21 protein-coding genes and 1 pseudogene are annotated in these 23,885 nt (G+C 49.8%); 3 read left to right on the top strand and 19 right to left on the bottom strand.

Annotation, left to right across the window (positions count from 1 at the left end):
* The 3 genes from tnpA to GMA8713_RS22410 all read right to left on the bottom strand — a co-directional run.
* A partial coding sequence (tnpA, locus tag GMA8713_RS22420) for an IS66 family insertion sequence element accessory protein TnpA (RefSeq protein WP_062714430.1) occupies positions 1 to 218 on the bottom strand: 218 nt, incomplete at its 3' end.
* Positions 219 to 696: 478 nt separating this feature from the next.
* Entirely contained in the window at positions 697 to 2,376 is a 1,680-nt protein-coding gene (locus tag GMA8713_RS22415; RefSeq protein ID WP_062714428.1) for an Hsp70 family protein, read from the bottom strand.
* An 82-nt stretch (positions 2,377 to 2,458) separates the two neighbouring features.
* Entirely contained in the window at positions 2,459 to 5,452 is a 2,994-nt protein-coding gene (locus GMA8713_RS22410) for a methyl-accepting chemotaxis protein (RefSeq protein WP_062714426.1), read from the bottom strand.
* Positions 5,453 to 5,739: 287 nt separating this feature from the next.
* Here GMA8713_RS22410 and GMA8713_RS22405 point away from each other — a divergent pair, with 287 nt between their 5' ends.
* Entirely contained in the window at positions 5,740 to 6,015 is a 276-nt protein-coding gene (locus GMA8713_RS22405; protein ID WP_232314529.1) for a hypothetical protein, read from the top strand.
* Positions 6,016 to 6,212: 197 nt separating this feature from the next.
* On the opposite strand, the gene GMA8713_RS22400 is transcribed toward GMA8713_RS22405, so the two are convergent.
* The 11 genes from GMA8713_RS22400 to GMA8713_RS22350 form a co-directional block, all read right to left on the bottom strand.
* Positions 6,213 to 7,145 (bottom strand): YeiH family protein, encoded by a 933-nt coding sequence (locus GMA8713_RS22400; protein WP_232314528.1) that lies wholly within the window; start codon positions 7,143 to 7,145, stop codon positions 6,213 to 6,215.
* A 14-nt stretch (positions 7,146 to 7,159) separates the two neighbouring features.
* On the bottom strand, positions 7,160 to 8,173 hold the full coding sequence (locus tag GMA8713_RS22395) for an Ldh family oxidoreductase (RefSeq protein WP_062714424.1): 1,014 nt from the start codon (positions 8,171 to 8,173) through the stop codon (positions 7,160 to 7,162).
* Positions 8,174 to 8,266: 93 nt separating this feature from the next.
* Complete coding sequence (locus GMA8713_RS22390; protein ID WP_002541226.1) at positions 8,267 to 9,436, bottom strand: UxaA family hydrolase; 1,170 nt, start codon at positions 9,434 to 9,436, stop codon at positions 8,267 to 8,269.
* A 2-nt stretch (positions 9,437 to 9,438) separates the two neighbouring features.
* Positions 9,439 to 9,726 (bottom strand): UxaA family hydrolase, encoded by a 288-nt coding sequence (locus GMA8713_RS22385; RefSeq protein WP_062664816.1) that lies wholly within the window; start codon positions 9,724 to 9,726, stop codon positions 9,439 to 9,441.
* Between the two features lie 107 nt (positions 9,727 to 9,833).
* Positions 9,834 to 10,841 (bottom strand): alcohol dehydrogenase catalytic domain-containing protein, encoded by a 1,008-nt coding sequence (locus GMA8713_RS22380; RefSeq protein ID WP_062714422.1) that lies wholly within the window; start codon positions 10,839 to 10,841, stop codon positions 9,834 to 9,836.
* 23 nt (positions 10,842 to 10,864) lie between these two features.
* Positions 10,865 to 11,641: an SDR family NAD(P)-dependent oxidoreductase gene (locus tag GMA8713_RS22375; protein WP_062714420.1), complete on the bottom strand. Its 777-nt coding sequence runs from the start codon at positions 11,639 to 11,641 to the stop codon at positions 10,865 to 10,867.
* 21 nt (positions 11,642 to 11,662) lie between these two features.
* On the bottom strand, positions 11,663 to 12,967 hold the full coding sequence (gene hisD, locus GMA8713_RS22370; protein WP_062714418.1) for a histidinol dehydrogenase: 1,305 nt from the start codon (positions 12,965 to 12,967) through the stop codon (positions 11,663 to 11,665).
* An 86-nt stretch (positions 12,968 to 13,053) separates the two neighbouring features.
* The gene (locus GMA8713_RS22365) at positions 13,054 to 14,364 is read right to left on the bottom strand and encodes a TRAP transporter large permease (RefSeq protein WP_062714416.1); all 1,311 of its coding nucleotides are present in this window, start codon (positions 14,362 to 14,364) and stop codon (positions 13,054 to 13,056) included.
* Between the two features lie 8 nt (positions 14,365 to 14,372).
* Entirely contained in the window at positions 14,373 to 14,885 is a 513-nt protein-coding gene (locus GMA8713_RS22360; protein WP_062714409.1) for a TRAP transporter small permease, read from the bottom strand.
* An 89-nt stretch (positions 14,886 to 14,974) separates the two neighbouring features.
* Complete coding sequence (locus GMA8713_RS22355) at positions 14,975 to 16,129, bottom strand: TRAP transporter substrate-binding protein (RefSeq protein ID WP_062714408.1); 1,155 nt, start codon at positions 16,127 to 16,129, stop codon at positions 14,975 to 14,977.
* Positions 16,130 to 16,151: 22 nt separating this feature from the next.
* The gene (locus tag GMA8713_RS22350; protein WP_062714407.1) at positions 16,152 to 16,373 is read right to left on the bottom strand and encodes a hypothetical protein; all 222 of its coding nucleotides are present in this window, start codon (positions 16,371 to 16,373) and stop codon (positions 16,152 to 16,154) included.
* A gap of 228 nt (positions 16,374 to 16,601) precedes the next feature.
* On the opposite strand from GMA8713_RS22350, the gene GMA8713_RS22345 reads away from it, so the two are divergent.
* Both GMA8713_RS22345 and GMA8713_RS28765 read left to right on the top strand, forming a co-directional pair.
* The gene (locus GMA8713_RS22345; RefSeq protein ID WP_062714406.1) at positions 16,602 to 17,657 is read left to right on the top strand and encodes a LacI family DNA-binding transcriptional regulator; all 1,056 of its coding nucleotides are present in this window, start codon (positions 16,602 to 16,604) and stop codon (positions 17,655 to 17,657) included.
* 109 nt (positions 17,658 to 17,766) lie between these two features.
* Positions 17,767 to 18,544 (top strand): annotated as a pseudogene (locus tag GMA8713_RS28765) (SDR family NAD(P)-dependent oxidoreductase).
* Between the two features lie 50 nt (positions 18,545 to 18,594).
* On the opposite strand, the gene GMA8713_RS22335 reads toward GMA8713_RS28765, so the two are convergent.
* The 5 genes from GMA8713_RS22335 to GMA8713_RS22315 all read right to left on the bottom strand — a co-directional run.
* Positions 18,595 to 19,710: an ABC transporter permease gene (locus GMA8713_RS22335; RefSeq protein WP_062714405.1), complete on the bottom strand. Its 1,116-nt coding sequence runs from the start codon at positions 19,708 to 19,710 to the stop codon at positions 18,595 to 18,597.
* Entirely contained in the window at positions 19,707 to 20,876 is a 1,170-nt protein-coding gene (locus tag GMA8713_RS22330; RefSeq protein ID WP_062714404.1) for an ABC transporter permease, read from the bottom strand. The genes GMA8713_RS22335 and GMA8713_RS22330 overlap by 4 nt, the downstream gene beginning before the upstream one ends.
* 5 nt (positions 20,877 to 20,881) lie before the next feature.
* Positions 20,882 to 21,871 carry an HlyD family secretion protein gene (locus GMA8713_RS22325; protein WP_062714402.1) on the bottom strand — a complete coding sequence of 330 codons (990 nt, stop codon included), beginning with the start codon at positions 21,869 to 21,871 and terminating at the stop codon, positions 20,882 to 20,884.
* A gap of 6 nt (positions 21,872 to 21,877) precedes the next feature.
* Entirely contained in the window at positions 21,878 to 23,311 is a 1,434-nt protein-coding gene (locus GMA8713_RS22320) for a TolC family protein (RefSeq protein ID WP_198159564.1), read from the bottom strand.
* A 237-nt stretch (positions 23,312 to 23,548) separates the two neighbouring features.
* Positions 23,549 to 23,885: IS630 family transposase (locus GMA8713_RS22315; protein ID WP_157515497.1), on the bottom strand; the 337-nt coding region annotated here is incomplete at its 5' end.

The following is a 23,885-nucleotide window of genomic DNA, read 5'->3' as shown; positions in this document are numbered from 1 at the left end:
GTAATGATCACTGACTCAGCTTTCGTCTGTTCATGTTCATTGAAAATGATTGGCTGAAGCGTCTGCGTCGAGTCAGGAGAGCTTAATCGTTTAGACCAATAGTGGAAGGTTTGGTAACTGAGGCCGCTGTCTGCACAGAATTGCTTGATGGAAAGCGGGCTTTGTTTTTGTTGCTCAACAATGGCTGCCCAATGGGCGCGTTTTTGCTCTTGGTTCATGGTGCCTCCGATGAAAAAGGCACTATGTCAAAGTACTGGTGTTATTGGTATGTGGGGTTTATTAACCGCTTACGCTAGCTTTGTCATAACCACAAAGAAAGGAGTGTCAAACGTAGTGAAATACGCAACGGAAATGAGGCGTTACTGCCATATTAATCAGTGGAGAGCTGGCAGTAGTCATTGAAAAAATGGATAGGCAGGTGTTTTGTAAAGTTATATAGGTTTCTGTGTGTCGTCGCCTCTGGCTCGTTGATTTATGCGGCTCTACTCATTGAACTGAAACTGCTAAGTTTACCCATTTCTAGGGGTGACTGACCTCAACGTAAGCACACGGAGCGCGTTAGAATTAATTAAAGGTGTTCGCCCAATTGCTTTCTCTGCTCCTAGATGGGACGAGTTTTCTGAAGCAGTTCTAGCTTCGTTACGCTGACTCACTAAGTCTTTAAAACTAAAGCACTAAAACCAGCAGAACATATTTCTAACTAAAACCCAGAACCTTCAACTGTTTATCAACCGACTCTCTGGCTTCACGAATCACACGTTCATCCTGACTGTCCAACGCGTGTGTGAAGGCGGCAATCAACTCTTCCACTAACTGTCGTTCCTCAGCGAGCTTTTCTTCGTAGAGGCGGTTTAGTTTCTCTGACATGGCAATGTTAGGCAGTTTGTCACGAGGATGAACTTTCAGCATTGCCAACCGCTCCAGGCTGGCAACTTTGTCGTCTTCACTCATGCCCACTGGTGTGCGATCGATGACTTTTTGGGTGGTTTTCTGCGTCGAAAGTACTGTCACATCAACTTCCAGCAGGCCATTAATGTCATAGCTGAAGCGCACATCAATGGCCTCTTCACCGGCTTTGTTTTCTGGCACGGTCACTTCAAACTCGTTGATGAAAATATTCTCGCGCACCCAGTATCGTTCGCCTTGATAAACCGCAATTCTTACGACTGTTTGCTTGTCTGTGGTGGTGTAGTAACGTTCAACACGGGACGTGGGGATAACGGTATTGCGCTCGATGATAGGGCTGAATACGTCTACCTGACCATTGCGGTTTGAAGCAATGCCCAGACTGAAAGGGGACACATCGGTGAGTACGATTTCTTCTACGGCTTCATCACGCAAACGGCAGGCCGCCTGAGTCGCAGCACCCATCGCGACAACTAAATCCGGGTCGATAGAAATCTTACCAAACCGTCCAATCAAACGGGTGGCGAGCTGCTGCACATGGCGCAGTCTCGTTGCGCCGCCAACGAAGATCAGTTCATCGATATCTTCCGGTGTAATGCGTGCGTCACTCAGTGCCTGACGAAGCGGCTGGGAGAGTCGCAGCATGGTCTCCTTCCAGATTTCATCAAGCATGAATGGCGTCAGCGCTAAAGACCTGGCAAAAGGTTCCGGTAGATGGATGACAAAGTCACCTTCGCCGATTTTCTTGGCATTTTCACAAGCGCTGATGATCTTTGCCATATCGTTTAAAGTAAGCTCGCTATCATCCGTTTTGACTTTATCGACGACATAGTCTGCAAGTTTGCGGGTGAAGTCTTCACCGCCAAGACGGTTATCACCCGCGGAGGCGCGAACATCAACAAACCCATCAGCGTGTTCTACTACGGTGACATCAAAGGTACCGCCGCCAAGGTCAAACACCAGAAACCGGCGCTCGTGTGATTCATGAAGGCTGTATGCTAGACAGGCAGCTGTCGGTTCGTTAATCAGGCGAACTGCAATCAGGTCAGCGAGCTCCGCGGCAAGGTGAACTTGCTTACGCTGCTGGTCACTAAAGTAAGCGGGGACAGAGATAACGACTTCGCTGATGGCATGACCGAGAAACGCTTCCGCATCCGCTTTAAGTGAACGCAGGATGAGCGCACAGAGTTCAGTGGGGGTATAACGTTGTTTACCGAGTTGATATTGTTTATCAGAACCGAGATAGCGTTTAAACGCCGCTGCGGTTTCCTGTGGCCTGGTCACCAAACGAGAATAGGCCGCTTCACCAACCAACACTTGCCCACTGTCATCGATGCTAACGACCGAAGGAGTGAGGTATTGGCCTAGAGCATTGGGGATGAGTTCGGCGTTTCCATTTCGCCAGACGGCGATTGCGCTGTTGGTGGTGCCTAAATCAATCCCGATTGCCAATTCGGTTGGAGCAGTCATCCGTTACTTCCATCGTCTTTTCATTCCGTGAAGACTTAGGGTAACAGGTGACATTTCACTCATAAATGATCGATGTCGAGACTTAGTAATTAAACCTGCCAATCATACGGTTGAGGCTTTCAGCCTGCTCGCTGACACCATCAATGTTGCTGTTGATACGATTTAAAATTCGTGCGCATTGTTGAATGTTATCACCGACATCAGTCACGTCATCTGATGCCTCGTTGACTCGATCGAACTGTGCCTTAATGGAAAGATTGACACGATCAAAATTCGCACATACTTCGCTGTTAGACTGAGTAATTTTCTTCAACAAGTCAGCTGAGAGGTTCACTTTTTCTGCCCCGAGCCCAATGCGGTCTTCTGATTCTTTAATGAGCGTAAAAATCTCCTTTGCTGCATCGGCGGAGCGCTGTGCGAGATTGCGAACCTCACCGGCAACCACTGAAAATCCACGTCCTTGCTCGCCAGCCCGAGCTGCTTCGACACTGGCATTGAGTGCTAAAAGGTTCGTTTGGAACGCGATACCTTCTATCGTCTCAATGATGAGTTGCATCTTATGGCTTGATTCTGTAATTGATTTCATGGCTTTTTCTACTTCTTTCACCAAGGCTTCACTTTCATGTGCATGCTTGAGAGCAGTTTGTGAGACGGTGACAGAAACGTTAGCGTGGTCGAGCGTTTCCTCAATATTGCTCCGCATTGCAGCCATACGCAGGGTGACATCTTTTAAGCCTTTCACCTGAGCGTTGAGCTGATTGTTGAGGTCCGATACTTCTGAATTGGTTTCTTCAGATGTATTGGTCACGGTTGTGGCAGAGCTTTGGATCTCTTTGACCATATCTGCGAGGCTTGTAATTGTTTCGTTGATACCAGATTTTAACTTCTGGTAGTCACCATCAACTTCATGGGCAAAATGATCAGTCAGATCTCCTTGAGAGAGTTTTTCTAATACTTCCTGAGTATGTGCCAGTGTTTCATCTATGTTGTTGGCAGACTGATTCACTGCGTTGGCGAGTTTGAGCAAATCACCAGAAACATCTTCTGTTTGGCAACGTGCAGAGAAATCACCATCTGAAACTTCTCCCATGACGGTAACAATATTAGTGATAACAGAATTGATAGAGGTAGAAGCCTTATTAACGGCCATTTTCATGTCATTCAACTTGCCTTTAGCATCGACGGAGGCAGTCCGACCAAACTGGCCATGACTGAGGGCTTCCATGACGTCACATATATTGGCTATCACACGCTCTGTATTATCAATAGACTGGTTCATTGATTCTTTAAGAGACGCTAAATCGCCTGCAGCATAGGCGGTAATACGATTGTTGTAATCCCCGGCCTCAAGAGAAGACATAACATGTTTCGCGTCTTTGATGAAGGCTGCATTACTGCGGGCAGAGCTATTCACTTTTTGTTTCAATATTTCTAATTGTCCTTGGGCATGGCTGGTGACTTGTGCGCTGAAATCACCCTGTTCGATTCTTGTCATTACGTCGCCAATGTCATTGACTGTTGTTTCAATTTCGTTGGCAAACTCGTTGATACTTGATTTTAACTTTTGCAGGTCGCCCGACATCTCGAGCCCTACGCGTTGAGAGAAATCTCCGCGAGAAAGGCCTTCCATGGTCGTCGATATTTCTCCAACGGCATCGTTGAGGGATGCGAGCATGGTGTTGAGTGCTTCTGCTGCCTGCCCTGTTTCATCTTTGCTGTGCACATTCGCCCTGTCAGAAAAACTCCACCTGTTACGTAAATCTAAGATGAATGTGGACAGTTCCTGAATCGGTCTCGCGATGCGTTGCCCAAACTGCTTTGCAGTGAGCCAAACGACCACAACCAAGCCCAAGGCAACGATAAAATATATAATTTGTAGATAGGTAATTGCCAGTAATGCTTCCCCCACTTCTTGCTCAACAATGATAATCCAGTCAGTCCCCTTATCGATGTTGACCTTTCTGAAAACAGTAAAAACCTCTTCGCCCCGGTAGTTTTCGTTGTGGATAGCGCTGGGTGAATAGGCAATCTCGTTATTCAGCGCAACACTGACGGCTTCCCCTTCTATTGTTTTGTTATTTCTGAACGAGTTTTCAACGGTCATCTCCTCGCTCCAGAAAGTGTCTGAGCGAAGCTTCTTGTCTGAACCAACAATGTAAGATTCCCCAGTTTCTCCAAGACCGTATTCCATACTCATTACGGCAGTGATTTGGTCTAGTGGGATTTGGATGATCAAAACGGCTTTTGGAATGCCATTAACATAGATGGGTGTTGCAGTGAAGGCAGCTGGGGCTTGGTATGAAGGGAGATATTGTTTGTAGTCGTGGAGAATCGTGTCTACAGCTTCGCCTTTCATCAAGCTCTTTTTAAGATCTTTAAAAATAACGCCTAGGCCTGAGTCAGCGTGAGGGCCGGTTTCTAGGTTAGTGGCATAATCTATCTCTTTAAATACTGAATAAACGACATTTGCGGTGGAGAGGTCGACAATGAAAATGTCGTAAAAGCCAAAATCGATAAGGTACTGGCGATATGTCGTGTGTATTTCTTTATGAGCGATATCGTAGGGCGTTTTACCTGCTTGTCTAAGGTTATCTTTTTGTCCCAGCGGATAGCTGTTTTTCACTAAGTAGGCATGTTGCAATGCAATGGCTTTTGCACTTATTCCGTCCATCAGTATGCTTGTGTCCAGCTCTTGCTCAGTTTGACTTTGATATCGTCGAGCAAAAATGTCGTCGTAAAAAACCGATAAATCTTGTGTTTTCTGTGAGATTTCTTCTTCAGGGTATGCTTTGAATGAACCCATCAAGTTGGGAATGGAGTCTATGGTGAGAGGGTTTTTGGCGATGCTGGATAAGATGGTCTTGCAACGTTCGAAGTACTTTTCTAATGAATGTGCTTTCAGCTCGGCTATCGCTTGGAGAGATTCACTTTTTTGTTGTTCAATCGATGTCGACGAGCTGTAAAGACCTATAAATGCAGTAAGGAAGCATGGCACCAAACCTACAACGCAGAGAATGACAGTCATCTTTTTAACTAACGCAAAATCCTCGAACTTACGCATCCAGACCTTAAGCACAATTCAACCCCTATCGGAATGAGTTATTAATTCTTATCTATGAGAGTTTAGGATTAAATGTGAGGATAGTGTAAAAACATTGTTGGCGATTGGTTTTATTAACGAATATGATTTTGAACAAAATCTCTTTACCCAATGACCTATCACCAGAGAGTAACCAGTGCCGAACTCAACCGAAAACAGCGCGATTCTAAATAAACCACTTGCTTTCGTTATCTTGATGTTAGGGATGACCTTTGGTGTTTTGAACTTACAGCTGGTTCTGGGGGGGGGGGGAACAGCATGGTATGTTGATGAATATCCTTTACGGTTTTCTGGCGTTCGTGGGCATATTTGTGTCTTTATTCTGGGTGTTTGATTCGAAAAATACCCGTATTACGGATGAGTACGTAGAGAAGGGCAAGAACCGAATTCTTTGGAGTGAGGTGACAAGCTCAAAATCGAATGACTTTTCTATTGTCATTTCTACTCGCGAGAAACGTATCGTGGTGAATTATTATGCGTACAGAAATCCTGAAGGTTTAATGCAGGAAATCCAGTCGCGGTTGACCAACCCAGAATAAGGTAAAGCTGAATCCCTGAGCTTTTATGGGGGGTTTCTGCTAAGTTATCGGCTTCTACTATAGGCTCTAGCTACACATCTATGCCTCTGCCTTGCATAAAATCCCCACAAACCTATCCCTGCAACAAAACAAACTGGTCTCAAGGCTGTATCCTCAAAATAAATCGTTATCTACCTCAAGAGAGGTGAATCATATGTCTAGCCAAACCAATAAATCCCCAAGGCAGCAACCGCCGAAACCAGACACCAGGATGAGAGCCCTGACAGGTTATTGGTTACGCCAACAGGTAGGATATGGGCGCTGTTTATCGCAACACAAATACAGAAACCGACAACGAAAAACGGAAGAAGTGGGATATCTGCTTTCTCGCTGTCTTTGTCAGGATGGCTTCGGAAATATAGGGAAATCACCAGAATCACGGGAACCAGCAAAGCCACGCGCAGCAGTTTGGTGATGGTAGCGAACTCAACGGCTTGTGGGGAAATAGAATAGCCTGCACCAACAACCTGCGCGACGTCGTGAATGGTACCGCCGATGAAAATGCCAGCCAGTCGGTCATCAAAGCCTAAAAGGTTAACGAAGATGGGGTAGATGACCATGGCGATGGTGCTGAATGCGGTGACAGCGATTACCGTAAACAGCGTGTTACGTTCACTGAAAAGGTGTTTAGGTAGAACGGCCGAAATTGCCAGCGCAGCAGATGCACCACAGATAGCGACTGAGCCACCCGTCAACACACCAAACTGAATGCGGCGGCCGAGAATTTTCGCCACTAACATACCGATGGTGATCGTAAGGGCAATACCAAGCGCTACCCAGAGCAACACTTCCCAGCCGAGTGATGTCATCTCTTCCACTGTAATTCGCAGGCCAAGTAATGCAACACCAAATCGAAGTACCTTTTTGGCAGCAAACTCAACGCCTGCCTGACACTTAGCGTCATCAGCGAGAAAGTGAAACGCGATGCCCAGTAAGAGGGCAAACAGCATTTGCGGTGCACCATAATGTGCAGCGAGAAAGGTCGCAGCCGCGGCGACGGTGACAGAAAGTAACAGGCCGGGCGTAAGGGTACGGGCACTTTGGCCCAGTGATTGCCAATCAGGGAGACGTTGTTTTAGTTGTGATTGCATGAATAACATCCATGTTATTGATTTTTAGATGGTTGAGCTAATTCCCTTAGTTCTTTCATGGTGGCATCGGTGAGGTGTAAGCCTTCTTTGAGAACGTATTCGCGACGGACGATTCGACGCTCTCCGGGCAAGCGAACACCCTCCTGCTCACACATGGTGTTGAGGAGTAACTCAAGGCGTTCAGCAAATTGTGTTCCAGAAACAGAAGTGTCGATGGCAATGACGGCGTGACCGATTGCGGGCGGCTCTCCCTCGGTATCGAAGAAGTTTGAAGCTTCAAAGCCATAGAGGGCACTGGTGAGGGTAGCTGAGAGAATTTCAACCATCAGCGTTAAAGCTGCCCCTTTGGCATCACCAATCGGTAGCATGGAGCCTTTTATAGCAGCGTCAGCGTCCGTAGTGGGTTTACCTTCAGCATCAATGGCCCAGCCTTCTGGAATGGATTCACCGTGTTTTCTCGCAACCAGCACTTTACCGCGCGCCACTTTGCTCAGACTCATGTCGATAACGAGTGGCGGTGCTCCATTGCGGGGACAGGCAAAGGCAATAGGATTGGTTCCAAACAAAGCTTTCTTCCCGCCCCAAGGGGCAATAGCGCTCGGGCTGTTGGAAAATACCAAGGCGATGCAACCTTGATTGGCAATACGTTCCGCGTGGAATCCTGCTTGTCCAAAATGGTGAGATCGGTTAACCGTCGCTAAAGCAATACCTTGAGCTTTTGCCATGGCGGGGAGTAGGGAAACCAGCTTGTCCATGGCGGGAAAGGCAAAGCCAAGTTCCGCATTGATATGGCAAACGCCTGGCTTAGGCGTTTCAACTTTTGGGGTGGCGTCCCCCATTACCTTTCCGCATTTAACCTGCTCAATGTAGGCTGAAAGACGGGCAAGTCCGTGGCCTGATTGACCATCTATCTCAGCTTGGATCAAGGCGTCGGCGACAGATTTGGCATTAGCTGGTGTCACGCCTGCTTTTTCCAGCGCTTGCGCGGTTAAGGATTTGACTTCCGAAGGGTCTATAAACACAGGCATAACTGGCTCCTGCGAGGTAAGGTAAGGGACGCTGGGTTTCCCCAGCGCCGGTCTTGCTGTATCAATGATTGCCGCGCCGAATAAGCGAAATGCTTATGCGCTTCGATACAGTTTGGTCAGAACGAACTCGCGGTGACCCAGCGCTTCCGCTGCGGTTGCGCGGCCGTTTGCGGTGCGTAACGTCATGTCGATCAGCGCATCACCCGCTGTATCGAGATTCAGCTCACGGCGTAAAATACCGGAAACGTCCACGTCGATGTGCTCACCCATGGTACGCACGGTACGTGGGTTCGCAGTGATTTTGATAACCGGCACAATGGGGTTACCAATCACGTTACCTTGTCCCGTTGGGAACAGGTGAACCGCGAAGCCCGCTGCGGCCTGTAAAGTCACACACTCTGCTGCTGCAGATGAGGTGTCCATGAAGTACAGACCTGGGCCTGCTTCTGGGCGCTCTGCTGGCGTCAGAACATCAACGAACTGCGTGGTTTTACCGATCTTCTGGTAGTTACCAAACGCTTTCTCTTCGATGGTGGTCAGGCCGCCTTCGATGTTGCCTTTGGTTGGCTGGCTGTCAGACAGGTCAGACGTTTTGTGTGGTTCGATAACTTCGTCCATGTATGCCTGCCAGGTGTCCAGGAACTTCTGGCCAACTTCCGGGCTCACTGCGCGGGTCTTACAGATTTGCTCTGCGCCGGTCAGCTCTGATGTTTCACCGAAACACAGGGTCGCGCCTTCCGCTGAGAACTTGTCACACAGGTTACCCACGGTTGGGTTCGCTGCCAGACCAGACGTGGTGTCAGACTCACCACACTTCATAGAAACCCACAGCTCGCTCACGTCGCACTCTTCACGGGTCAGTTCGCTCGCGTAATGAACGTATTCTTTCGCTACGCGGGATGCGGCAGCAATTGTGTTGATGTCACCGTTTTGCTCAATCGCGAAGCCTTGAACAGGCTTACCAGAAGCTTTAATGCCTTCAACCACACGGCTGGTCCAGCCCGGCTCGATACCGATAACCACAACCGCAGCCACGTTAGGGTTACAACCTGTACCAATCAGGGTACGGAAGTGCAGTTCCAAATCTTCACCAAACTGCAGGCGGCCATACGGGTGTGGCAACGCCAGTGTACCTTTGATGTTGTTAGCAACAGCTTCACATGCTGCGTTAGACAGATCATCCAATGGCAGAATAATGACGTGATTGCGCACACCGACACGGCCATTTTCGCGGCGGTAGCCCATAAATGTGTATTTGCTCATGGTTACCACCTCTTGGTTTTCACATTGTGTACGTGTACGTGACCGCCTTTCGCGATGTTTGCGACAGCTTTACCGATATCGTTGTCATACTTAAGGATGGTGTCGCCGTCTTTAATGTCGCTCAGCGCCACTTTGTGGCCGAGGGGGATTGCATCCAACGCGAGTACTTCGATGGTGGCATCTGTGTCCATCACCCATCCGGTTAGCGTTTGGCCTGCTTCGAGGCCCTCGACCACAATCACGCCGACGGTGTCAGACGAGTCGTGGACGAGAAAGTCCGGTGCTTGCATTTTCATCTCCTTTTGAATCAAGGTTTAAAACTTACTTCCATATATCCTTGGCGTGGCTGGCATACAGCTTGGGCAATCTGCTTCACCAACCTTGCCTCGGTGTTTGTTTACCCTTCGGGGAGCAACACCACTTTGGCAGCGGCGATACGTCCGTTAAGTAAATCGTCAAAAGCGTTCGCTCCATCACTAAGCGGGCGCTCCTGAATCCAGTCCAGTGCGCCAAGCGCACCGTTATGCATGGCTTCTAGCGTCGCTTTGAAGTCCTGCATGGTGTAGGTGTAACTGCCTGCGAAGGTGACTTCCTGAAGGGTGAACTTACGAACATCCAGTCCTTCCAGGCTGTCTTGCAGTCCCACATGAATGATCACGCCACCGGGTTTAACCGCCGCTGATGCGCCCATTCGTGTGTGTTTGTTGCCCACGCAATCCACGACGAGATCCATGGTGTTCTCGCCGACGACCTGCTCGGTCAGCGGATCGAAAATAGTGGCGACATCGGCCTTTTCCACGGTTTCACGGCGCAGGGCATTGGTTTCTGCCAGATAAATTTGCTTGCAGCCTTGTGCAGCAAGAGAAAGTGCGGCTGCCAGACCCACTGCACCACCGCCATAAACCAACGCTTTACTTTCGACCAAAGGACGTTTGCTGAGCTCTGCGCCTTTGGTGACGGCGTGCCAGCCTGTTGCAATCGGCTCAGCCAGTGATGCTGTGCTGAGTGACATACCCTTCGGTACCGGCACTAAGTTGCGTTTGGGAATCGCAATAAATTCGGCAAATGCGCCTTCACGAGGCGGCATGGAAATGATCTCTCGCGCTTGGCATTGATTCGTATGGCCAGTCAGGCAGTAATCGCATTTACCACAACTGACCAGTGGATTGATCACCACGGCTTTTTGGTCCCATTCACCACCGTGGACGATACCCGCCCCCTCGTGTCCGAGAATTAATGGGGCAGGGCGGCGTTCGTCGTGACCGAGGTAAGCGTGCAAGTCAGAACCGCAAATCCCAACTGCCCGGATTTCGACCAACACTTCGTCTTCCCGTGGTGTTGGTACTTCCTCGTTGCGGTAGGTCATTTGATTTGGACCTGTGTAAACCAGGGCTTTCATATCCATTTCAATTAATCCTTAATGCTTGCCTATTTCGCGGTATAGCCGCCATCGAGAGAAATCATCTGGCCTGAGATGTAATCGGAGGCTCTGGAGGCTAAAAATACCGTCAGTCCGTCGAAGTCGCTCAGCTCTCCATTTCGTCCTATCGCTGTCATTGATGCGTGGTGCTTGGAGAGGGAGTCGTCACTAAACACTCTCTCGGTCAGCGGTGTTTGGAAGAATCCGGGAGCAATGGCGTTGGTGGTAATGCCCTCTTTTGACCAGGCTTCAGCCATTGCTCTTGTCAGTTGCGCGACGCCGCCTTTTGATGCGCCGTAGGGAATCGAATTGGTAAAGGCGCGATAGCTTTGCAGCGAACCGATATTGATGATTTTTCCGCGGCCTTTTTCCCGCATACCCGACAAGCAGGCTTTGGCGAGAAAGAAGGGAACAGACAGGTTGAGGTTCAATGTCATGTCCCAACTTTCCAGCGTGATGTCATCGGCAGGTTGGCGAAGGTTGACGCCAGCCGCATTCACCAGAATGTCTGGCGAGCCAAAGTGTGATGACACCTTTTCAATGAATCGGGGCAGCGTTTCGCGCTTGTTAAGGTCAACGGTTTCGATGGCGGCGTCTCGGCCTTCACTGGCAATGGCGACCGCCGTTTGTGCCAGCGTTTCTGCATGGCGTCCGGAGAGCACCACTTTTGCGCCCGCTTTGGCGAGGGCATAAGCCATGCGTTGTCCGATACCGGAACCCGCTCCTGTCACTAATGCGACTTGACCTTCAAGATTGAATAGTTGATTTATCATGCTGCCCGTCATCTCAGTCCCCCTTCGTTTTACTTACTCTGGCTGCAGGTTGAACTGCTCATCCGGGAAGTATTTCGCGAGGCGTGCATCGCCCGTTTTCGCGTGTGCTTCCATGCCTTCAAGGCGCGAAATACGCGCAGTCACCTGTGCCACATCTTTGCTCGCTTCTTTGGTGGAGCGCTGATAGGTCACAACCTTGATGAACTTGCCGGCACTGAGACCGCCGGTATACTTTGCAGCGCCTTTGGTGGGCAGAATGTGGTTTGGGCCAGAGGTTTTGTCACCAAACGCCACATTGGTTTCTTCTCCGAGGAAAAGAGAGCCATAGTTGCGGAGGTTTTGCAGCCACCAATCCAGGTCTTCAGCATGCACTTCGAGGTGCTCAGAGGCATACTCGTCGCTGACTTTTACGGCTTCTTCCTTGGTATCGACAAGAATCACTTCGCCGTAATCACGCCATGCGGCTTCTGCCGATTGGCTATTGAGCTCTGGCAATTCAGCAATTAACTCTGGCAGGCGTTTTATGACTTTCTCAGCCAAGTCCTCTGAATCCGTCAGCAGCCAAGCTGGGCTATTAGGACCGTGTTCTGCCTGACCGACCAAATCGACCGCGACGAGTTCTGGGTCCGCGTTTGCATCCGCTATCACCATCACCTCTGATGGGCCTGCGAACATGTCGATACCCACACGGCCATAAAGCTGGCGTTTGGCTTCAGCAACGAATTGGTTGCCCGGGCCAACAAGAATGTCGGCTGGGTGGCCAGTGAATTGACCAAATGCCATCGCAGCGATGCCTTGTACGCCACCCAAGTTCAGGATGGTGTCAGCACCACACAGGCTCAATGTGTAAAGAATGGCAGGGTGGATGCCACCTTCACGGCCTGGAGGCGAACACGCGATTACATGATCCACACCGGCTACTTTTGCGGTGGTTACAGACATAATCGCTGATGCGATATGAGAGTAACGGCCACCCGGCACATAACAGCCTGCGGCTTGCATAGGGATCAAGCGCTGACCAGCGAACAAACCTGGGGACAGTTCGGTTTCAAATTCGCTTAGGCTATCTAACTGTGCCTGGGCAAAGTCGCGAACGCGTTCATAAGCAAACTGAATGTCCTTTTTCAGTTGCTCTGGCACTTTCGCTGCGGCCGCGTCGATGTCTTCCTGAGAGACAACAATGTCGCCATGCCAGTTATCAAATTTTCGTGTATAGGCGATACAGGTCTCTTCTCCGCCTTGCTCGATATCCTTGAGCATGTCCGCCACGATTGCGCGAACATCGTCTTCACCTGTTGCAGCAGTTTTTTCTGCTTTTTTCAGATATTTAACAGCCATGTCGATAATTTCCTCGTTAAATTTTGAGCGCAACTTCCCCATCTGGCCTGTCGGCGACAAGCCAAAGAGAAGCTAAATGTGTGTAGTTAATCCAAAGCCCAGAGCGATAATTCGGGGATAAATGCCAGGAGCAATACCACCGTTAACATGGATATGACGTAGGGCCCCGATCGCGCGGCAATCTTGAGAACCGAGGTCCCCGTTAATCCGGATACAACAAAGAGGTTCAGCCCAAGTGGCGGTGTGATGAAGCCGACACCCAGTGCGGTAACCATCATGATGCAAAACTGCACATCTTCCATGCCGATCTCGCGTGCCAGTGGCAGCAGGATTGGCGACAAAATCAAAATGTTTGGCGTGGTTTCCATAAAGCAGCCTGAAATGATCAAAATACCAATCATGATCAGAATCAGTGCTGTACGACTATCGGTAAACGATGTCATGGTTTCCACGAAAGCTTGCGGTACATCCAGCGCGGCCAGTGTCTGAGCCAGTGGCAGGCTCAGCGCAATAATGGGCAGAATGACGCCGTTTACTTTGGCAGAGCTTTCCAACATTTTCGGGAAATCGCTGATTTTCAGCGTGCCTTGGAAAAGGCCGATAATGATGGTGATAACCACTGCCACTGCGGCCGCTTCTGTCGGAGTAAACACACCTGAGTAAATACCACCAAGAATGATGACAGGTACCAACAAGGCATAACGGGCATCAACTACTACGGAAAACCAGCGATTGAGAGAGAAGCCTTGTCCCGCGTTTTCATAGCCGTAAATGCGGTTCATGACGACGTTGGTCAGCATGATAGCCATCATAACCATGACACCCGGTACCGCCGCTGCCAGAAACAGCGTTGATGCAGAAATACCCAGTACAAGACCGATAATGATGTAAGCAATTGATGGCGGGATCAGGATCCCGGTACACGCACCCGCGGCGACCAGCGCACAGGCGTAAGGCTTGGGGTAACCCTGCGCCACCAGACGGTCAATGGTCATACGACCTACTGCGGCTGCACCTGCTGCGTCAGAGCCCGAAATACAGGCGAAGAAGCCACACCCTAATACTGTTGCACTACCAAAACCTGCTTTCGCACCGCCGACACTGGCTTCCGCCACATCAAGCAATTTGTTCGAAAGACCGGTTCTCACCAGAACGTCACCTGTCAGGATAAAAAGTGGGACGGCAATCAGCGCGAAGGCATCAATACCGTCGAAGAGAGATTCACCAAACAAGGACAGAGGTAGTACTTCGGTGACAAACAAAAGGGCAATTGAGCCCAAGCCCAGTGACACCCATACCGGCACCGCGAATGCGATGAGTACCAGCATGCCAATAACGGGGCCATAGAATTCCCAGCCAAGATCGACGGAGACCTGTTGCGAGTAATAATTCAGCATGAGACCTCCTAATCAAACAGCTTATTGCCTTCAAACACAGGGGTATTCTGTGTGAGGCTGCGAATATCCCGTCGCATGGACTGCATGAGTCGGAATATCATCATGGAGAATCCCAATGGAACAGCGGCGAGAAACCATGCCTGACTGATCCCTAAACCGTGGGTTACAGACCCGAATTTCAGCGATATTTCAATAGGATGAATTGACCAATACAACGCGAACAGCGCGACAATCAGTGTGGCGACATCCCCAAGTAAATAAATGGCCGCCTTGCCCCGGTTTGGTAGGTAATGCAGCAAAACATCAATACGTATGTGGGCGCGTTCTTTCACGGCCGCAGATGCACCGACCCAAGCCAGATAAATAAAGGCATATCTTGCAACTTCTTCGCCCCAGATGGACGAGTAGCTGAAGACAAAGCGTCTCAGTACTTCCATGGCTATGGTAATGACGATGGTGGTGTAGAAGAACAACAGCAACCAGCGCTCACCGTTTTCGTCGATTTGTTTTAAGAAATTCATTGCGTTCGTCCAGCGTCCGTTTATGAAAGAGTGGGAGCCATTTGGGTGCGCTAGGAGATACTTCACCCAAATGGCGGTTTACTCCGCTGTTAAACGTCGTGAACGAATGGGCCTTTGTTTTCGTTCGCCGCTTCAAGCAGCTTGTCGAACGTGGCTTTGGAACCAGCCAGCTCGGTTTTGAATGCATCCCACGCTGGCAGTTGATGTCCGGCTTTGGCTGCCCATTGCGCCATTTCGTCTTTGTTTGGCGCGTAGAACTGAACACCCGCCTGACTCAGTTCCGCCATGGCGTAAGCGCGAGCAGCAGGGACTTTTGCCAGGTTCTGCAGTGAAGTCACTTCACTCGCAAACTCAATGCCTTCCTGAATGTGGCCAGGTAGGCTGTTAAACCATTCCAGGTTACAAGAGAAAACTTGCGAATCTGGCACTGAGCGGTTGAAAGTGACCCAAGAAAGCACGTCTTTGAAGCCGAAGACATTCAGCGCTTCTACCGAAGGGTCAAGCGCATCAGCAACGCCTTGTTTGATTGCAGAAGGTGTTTCACCCCAGGCAACTGGCGTTGGGTTTGCGCCAAGCAGACGGTAGAACTGCTGAAGGATTTTCGAACCCGGTACACGGAATTTGATGCCTTCCATTTGATCTGGCGTTTTGATCGGACCTTCAAGGCCGTTGCGAAGAGCAACTACGCGTGGGTCGATAACCACGTACCAAAGCGGTTTGAATCCTTTCGCTTCTACTTTCGGGTGGATTTCCTTCTTCCATGTGTCAGACGTTACCAGGTTGATGAACTTTTGGTTTTCACCACACCAGTAAGGGATGTTGATGAGGTCAACAGCAGGTGCAAATGGCGCAAAGTTGGAGAGAGAGTGTTGCGCGGCCTGAATGGTACCTGCCTGTACTTTTTGCGCTAATGCGCCACCCGCACCCAGTTGACCGCCCGGCGCCAGTTTTACGTAAACTTCACCGTTGGTCATGTTCTGGATGTTTTCTTTGAAATCCAGCTGCATGATAGGGTAGCTACGGGATGCACCAATGATGTATGCCGTAGCAATCGTCATGGTGTACTTAGCTCGCTTCTGTCGTTCTTTTTCTTCGTTAGCCGCTGCGTGTGCGGTGGTTGAGGTCAACAAGGCCCCCGAGGCACCTGCGACGACAGCTGCTGTAAATCCTGCTTTTTTTGCAATTTCCAGGAAACGGCGACGCTCTGCATTTTGTGGGGAGTCATCCTTATGGTGAACAGACATATATCTACTTCCTTTCTGCTTTTTATCGTAATTCTGCCGAATGTTTATCAGCTTCCTTTTCCGCTGACAGCATTGCGACGACGAAAGTCAGTGAAGCAAGGAGAAGTAAAAGGAACTCCCCGACATCACCAACGCGAACTATGGATGTGGACCCAGAAGCGATCTGAAATTTGGTGGCAATCACGTTGAGGAAATAGAGTGAGAAAAGCACAGCGGGCAGTAAGTAGCGTTTCCTTAACCTCATATTTCATTGCCTCTCAGTTATCAGTCGTGTTGGCTTGCAGTCGCCATTTGTAGTTATAGCACTTACTCAGTATGTAAACTGATTGTTAAATGTAAGCGCTTACATTGAGAAGATAGAAGAGAGTTTGAATGACTGTCAAGTTTTTGGCGGTATAATTTTTGTGCAACGCTATAATTAGGTAAGTTACGGTTTATAAATCCTAAAAGTGAGTCAACAATATAACTTCCTATGACAAAAGAGACTCAGCCAGCGCGTAAGCGCTTACAAAAAAGACCATCAGATGCCCCGACCGCGGAAGATGTGGCGATAGCTGCAGGCGTGTCGACGGCGACTGTTTCCCGTTATTTGGCAAACCCAACTTCCGTAAGTGAAAAGCGGGGAGCCTTAATCCGTTCAGCGATTGAATCTCTCGGTTATATTCCCCATGGAGCAGCCCAAGCGTTGGCTTCCCAAAGGTCCCGCACTATAGGTGTGGTTGTGCCGACTCTGGACAATGCCATCTTCGCAGAGGGTATTCAGGCGTTTCAGAGAAGGTTGCAGGAAAAGGGTTATACGCTGTTCATCGCAAGCTCTGACTACTCGACAGATGAAGAGTTGGCACAGGCGGAACGGTTAGTCTCTCGAGGCGTAGAGGGAATCATGTTGGTGGGTGCTGAGCACAAGCCACAATTGTTCGATATCCTTCATAAGAAGCAGCTACCCTACCTTTACACATGGTCTTTCAAACCTGAATTACCTCATCCTTGTATAGGGTTTGATAACTACCGCGCATCAGCAAGGGCGACGCAGTTTCTTATTGATCTGGGGCATAAAGATTTCGCTGCCATTCCGGGTATTACCAAGCTGAATGACAGACCCAAAGATCGTATCGCTGGATGCATAGATACACTGAGCAAGTCTGGAATAGCCCTGACCTCAGACAGAATCATTGAATGTCGTTACGATTTGGCGGAAAGCCGTCAGGCGCTGAGAAAACTGATGGAGCTGACGCCAAGACCCACTGCGATTGTTTGTGGTAATGACATTATCGCTATGGGGGCACTGCTTGAGGCGCAATCTCTTGGCCTGCGGGTTCCAGAAGATGTTTCTATCGTTGGCTTTGATGATGTCGCCATGGCTTCTCATATCCAGCCCGCTTTGACGACCATGCAAGTTCCATCGCGGGAAATGGGGGAAAAAGCCGCCGACTATTTGCTAGCGAAACTAGCAGGGGAGTTAGTGAGCGACATGCTTGAGTTAGAAGCGAAGCTCGTGGTTCGTGAAACGACAGCTGCAATAAAATAGGCGTGTCACGGTGTCAAAAATATCAGGGGGGCTGGAAGCAGATTTCATTAACATGAAATCCAAAGAGGAAAGAAAAGAGTAAGCTGATGACAATGACCAAAACAATTTTATCACTGGCCCGACAGACGGTATCGGGCTGGAGACCGCTAAACTACTAGCATCTCAAGGCCATAGTATCCTGTTGCATGGGCGTAGCGTCGCCAAGCTGGAAAATGCGAAAGTCCAGGTGCAGGGTATTGCAGCTGTCGGTAATGTGGAAACCTATCTGGCAGATTTGTCGAACCTGAAGGATGTACAAAAGTTTGCAGATGAAGTGGCCGCAAACCATGCATCGCTGGATGTGCTTATTAATAACGCTGGTATCTTTCGCACTTCCTCGCCGATCACGGCGGATGACTTTGACGCGCGGTTTGTTGTAAACACCGTCGCGCCTTACCTGCTGACTAGGCACTTGCTGTCGTTGCTTGGTGGAGAAGGACGTGTTTTAACCTGTCTTCTGCCTTGCAAGCACCCGTCAACATAGTCGCGTTGAGGGGCAGGTAAAAGTCGCTGATGAATTCTCGGCCTATGCACCAAGTAAGCTGGATATGACCATGTGGACGAAAAAAGTGGCGAGTGATTTGGGTACTGATGGTCCGATGCTGGTGGCTGTTGACCCAGGTTCAATGCTAGGCAGTAAAATGGTAACAGAAGGCTTTGGTGTGGCAGGCGGTGATATGGGTATCGGTGCTGATATTCTCGCCCGAGCCTCGCTGAGTGACGAATTCGCTGAGGCTTCCGGCAAGTATTGCGACAGTGATTCACACCGTTTTGCTGATCCGCATGCTGAAGCTGCGAATGGCGCTAAAGTGGACGCGGTTGTGAAAGCCATTGAGTCGTTAATTTAAGTCCCTAAGCACTATTTAAAAAAGAACCCCGCTTTTAGCGGGGTTCTTTTTTATTGGACTGAGTTTGGCGCACTCCTGGGGTTTGCCAAGATGGCGATAGCACCAAAAATTGCGGTTAGTAGCCATAGTTGGTAAAGGTGGCCCAGCTGGCTTTGAATCGTCGCGCCCATTTGATTGAGCTGAATAGTCGCCTGAATGGCGGGTGTGGAAGGTGCAAATTGCGCCAAAGCATTTAACCACACTGGCAGCTCACTGCTTGGCCAGACAAATCCCGATGTAAACAGCAGAGGCATCGAACTTAACAACACCGTTAAGGTTATGATTTCCGGCCTTGAAAGACATTTTCCAATCACCGTACCTAGGCCAATTGTCGCCAGCAAAAAAGGCATCATAATGATGATGAGATTTACAGGCTCTGCTAAACGGTTAACCCCATTAATCTCAAGGCTAGCGCCCAGATAGTACATTGCCATTACACTGTAAATCGCAGTAAGAATGCTGGTTCTCGCGATCAGATTTCTCGCCCCGTTATGTGGGTTTACGCTGGCCAGCATGCCGGAAGCGATCAGCAAAGTTTGCTGCAAGATCAGGATAAACACGCCGGGAACAACATAATTCCCGTAGCCAGTCGTCGGGTTGAAAACGGGCACAATATTCAGTGAAAACGGAGTTACCTGCTTGGTGGCTGCTTCCATTGGCGTATCGTGCATCATGGCTCTGGTTGCTTTTACCTGTGCGCCAAGTGCGCTGCCTGCATTAACAACGCCTTCTACGATGGTGGCGTAGGTCAGGAAAAATGAAGCGTCTCCTCCTACTGAAATCACCGGGCTTTTACCCATCAATAGGTCGCGGTAGAAGTGCTGTGGAACCACAACGACACCTTCGATATTACCATCGGCAATTTGAGCGCTGGTTTCTGTCTCTGTGCCCAATCGCATCGCAACAGAAAGCTGTGGGGTGGCATCCAACATTCTAACGAACGTGCGGCTTTCCTGACTGTTATCGTGATCGACAACAGCAACACGAAGTTCGCGTGGGAGTTGGTTTTCATACGGCAATGGGTAAAGCAGTGAATAGATAATGATGCCGCCAAAAACGGTGAAAACCACTGCCGGATTGGTAAACAGTGCCTTCAGTTCTTGCTTAAACAACGCAGTCCAACTCATATGCCAGCCTCCTGAATTAGCGTCGCTGAGCGGCAGAGCCGTTTGAGTTTTGCGGCGACAAGTAGCCAAATCAGGCTGAAAGACGCTAAAGCGAGAAGCATGGGCTGAATTTGTATCAGTGTCGCGCCATAGTTGAACTGGCCAATTTGAACCGTGATGTAATGACTTATTGGTAACATTGCGCGCCAGCACTGCGCCAGAAAAGGCATGTCACTGGCTGGAAAGCTCACTCCCATAAACGCAAAGGCTGGCGCGGTAAAACCTGCGACCAGACTCATCGCACGGGTTGCATCGCGTGTGCCTAAATACAGTAAGGAACCTACCGCGAGACCTGCTGACACCATCAAGCCTTGTGAGGCGAAAAGTAACGTCCAGCTTCCGTTCATCGGCCAGCCCAACCCAAAGTGCATGGCGGTGGCAAAGACAACGCCCATCAGCCAAAGCGGAATAAGCAAGCCTGTTACTTTGGCAACTAGCGCTGATAACAAACCTTGCTTGAAGATATTTTCCAGCCCAATGCGTTTGTCGGTCAGTGCCATGGAAAGCATGCCGCTCGCGACAATCACAATTTGCCATAGCGCGGGAATAATCGCTGAGACAAGAAACTGCGCGTAGTTTGTGCCGTTATTAAAAAGCGGCACTAACTGAAAACGTACAGGCACAGATTGTCCCGCTGCTTGTGTGGAAACCGTTGTGCCATGCAGCATTTTCCCTTTGGTTTCGACCATGGCTGCAAAGGTGCTTTGGCTTTGGGTCATCGCTGCATTCACCAGCTTACCAATCAGAATATATTGGCTGTTGTATAAGGCAGTCACTTCTGGGCTTTCGCCTCGAAGAGTGGCTTTCTCAAAGTTTGAGGGGATGATGACAGTCGCGTAAGTCTCAGCACTGTTCAGTGAAGCAGTAGCTTCTTGAACGCTGGTGAAACGGCGGGTTTCCAAGGTAGGACTGGCGTCGTAGTAACGTGCGAGGTTCCGCGACATGGCACTATGGTCAAGATCAACCACGCCGATTGGCAAATCGCGACCAGTGCCCGATGAAAAAATTGCCCATACCAACAGGAACAACGCTAGGGGTAACCAGCCCAGCAGGGCGGTTAGCCACCTGTCTGACAAAGTTAATCGCAACTCATCTAGAAGCCGTGACGCAAACGAAGGTTTGTCCATGGTGATCAACCCTGAGTGTGCTCGGAGACCAGAATACTCATGCCTGCGCGCAGACCTTCAATAGGCGTTACAGGGCGTGCCTCCACTTCAAAGGTGCGCATGTCGTAGCCGTTCTGGCTGTTGGTGGCGCGCCACGTCGCGAAATCCGCCAATGGGGCAACATGGGTGACTTCAAACTCATAAACCTTCTCTCCCAGAGAAGGAATGTTCGCCTCAAACTGAGCGCCTTTGGCAAATTGACGCAGTTTGTCTTCGCGAATATTGAAGACTGCCCAGGCATCTTTCATGTCGATGACAGTGACGACAGGGAAACCTTGCGGTGCCAGCTCGCCAGGGTGAAGCAGGATTTGGCTGACTTCGCCTTGATACCAGCTATGGATCTTGGTGTCTTTGGCATAAGCTTCCACTTCTGCAACCGCACCGGCTGCCATGCGGACTTTTTCCTGCGCTGCCCGTTTGGTTTCAGAGCGCGCACCGGCTTTCGCCAGTTCATACATTTGGAGCGCAGCATTTTCTGTGTACTTCGCTGCTTGCCACTGGGTGTAAGCCTCGTCGCGTTTTTGTTCAGCGGCAACACCTTCTTTGTAGAGCGCATCGACACGCTTATAGGTTTTGTCTGCCAGTTGTGCCGCAGCACGTGCCTTATGCCATTGGTCACGTGCTGCACTGATTTCTTGCTCACGAGCACCGCTTTCAGCTTGTTCTGCCATGGCGTCTGCTGCTTGTTGTCCGGCTTTCGCTTGCTCCAGCTTGGCATCAAGCTCTGGGCTGAAAAGGGTGAAAATCAAATCGCCCTTATTCACGGTTTCACCTTTACGCACCAACACATTATCAATACGGCCAGCGACCTTCGAAGAAATGCTGTATTGCTGGGCTTCAATCTGACCTTGAAAACGCTCAGGCACGGGTTGATAAGCTTGGTAAAAGCTGTAGCCAATCCAACCAATAACGGCAGCAGCAGGCAATGCCAGCGCAATAGATTTCAATTTGCTCATTGTGATTTATCCCTGTATTGGTTGGGTTGATTGGAGTGATGCCGCCTGAAATTCTGGGAAACGGTTCATTTCGCCGCTGATGGCGAGCAGGCGGGAGAGCGACAGCACATATTGGTATGACGCTGCAAGCTGCTGGGTTTTGATGCTGGCAAGATAAAGCTCAGCATCGACGACATCGAGTGAAGTGGAAAGCCCCTGTGCAAAGGCTTTTTCACGCAAGCGAAGGTTTTCTTGTGCAAGGGAAATGCTTGAAGCCAAACCTTGATATTCTTCCAGTGCTTGTCCTGCTTCTCGCCATGTTTTCTCAACCAGCAGTGAAAGGTCTTGTTCCGCTTGGGCACGAAGGTGCTGAACCTGAAGTGCGGTGCTGTGGGCGGCTTTCACTTTGTCTGAACGGCCACCGTTGTCGATAAGGGGAATGCTTACGCCCACGCCAACTGCCCAGTCAGGTGCCAGTTCAGCGGTCAAGGAATCACCTTCATAGAGGTTGTAGTTACCGTAAAGATAAACCTGCGGGTAGTACTTGCCTTTCTCGAGGTTAACCAAGCCATCAGCTTGCTCTCGCTTGGCATCCAACACTTTCAGGCCGGGATAATCCGCCAGTGTTTTTTGCATGAATGGTGCCATCGCAGGGGCGTGTTTCTGAGTAAATAGGGCGCTGGATGGCGTCACCGGTGCATCGCTTTTCACCAGTGTTTGCAGCGCAGCTTGGGCGATTTCCAGGTCACGTTCTGCTTTGCGGCGTTCAGTCCTGGCTTTGTCGTAAGAGACTTCTGCTTGCAAGCGTTCCACACGCGCAATTTGCCCCTGTTCTTCCAGCTTTTTCGCGTGGTCGAGGTGTTTTCCGAGCCCTTGCTTCACTTCTACGCGAGTCTCCAACACCTGCGCAGCCAGCACGGTCGCAAAATAGACTTTCGTTAGATCTTCAAACTTCGCCTGTTGAGCCATTTGCATCAAGAAGCTGGCTTCATTGCGCTGAGCGTTGGCAATGTCTTCCGCCGCAAGAATACGCCCGCCGGTAAAGATCGGCCAGATAGCACGGATCGAACTCGTGTAGATATCGCGGTCGGCCAAGGTGGTGGTCAGGAGGTTATCAAGATTCCCCATCAGCGCACCTAATTGAGGAGCGGAGCCAGCCAATTGACCCAATGCATCGCCACCATTCATATGGTGAGCTAGCTGAGACGGTTTGAGTTCAACATTCTGATCCAGACGGGTGTAGTTACCGCTGAGTGAAATCGCAGGAAGGTGATGTGCCGAAGCTGCGTTTCGCATATGTTCGGCGCGCTGAACGTTCGCGCGTTCTGCGGCTATCGCATCATTTCGGGTCAGGACCGATTGCCACGCTTGTTCAAAGGTCATGGGCTCCGCAATGGCCATACCGGGCAAAAACGTCAATGCAATAATCAAACGGACAAGGAAAGATTTTCTAACAAGCATAATGGTTTCCGCATGAGGAAGTTGCGAATATATTAGAGTTAATACTCTAAAAAGGCCAGCATTGAGTTATCCGTCGATGCCAGTGTTGTAAAATGGGCGCCTCCCTTCGGCTGAGTTGACTGACGCCGCGCTCACAACACCGGTCAATCTCGCTGAATCCGGCGTCTTGAGGTTGTTTGGGGTAAGCGCGTCATAAACCCCGCATTCTAATCACCTAAATAACTGATCCGAATAGTGCTACATTTTCGCCGTGCCGTGGCAACCTCCCGGGTACGGCGATACGTTATCCATAAAGTGCTTCACCTTCCTGAGCAATTGCCACATATGTTTACACCTGTGATTCCGAGTAATTGTCTCATGGAGAGCATTCCACAATCGTTCTATGACGTTGACCCAAGGGCAATAAACGGGCTGGAACAGCAGCCTGAACTTTGGGTTCTTCTTGAGCCAAGCCTTCGTTTTTTTACTTTTGTGGATGATGTAGTTATCCAGTATCAAGGTGACACTTTTGGCTCGGCGGTAGTGCCACTTTAGCTTCTCCAGCATGGCAATGAATAGGTCTGAGTCTTTCTTT

The organism is Grimontia marina, assembly GCF_900060185.1.
Classification (GTDB): Bacteria; Pseudomonadota; Gammaproteobacteria; order Enterobacterales; family Vibrionaceae; genus Enterovibrio; species Enterovibrio marinus.
The sequence above is the reverse complement of the archived record's forward strand: the minus strand, read 5'-3'. Positions and strand labels throughout refer to the sequence as shown.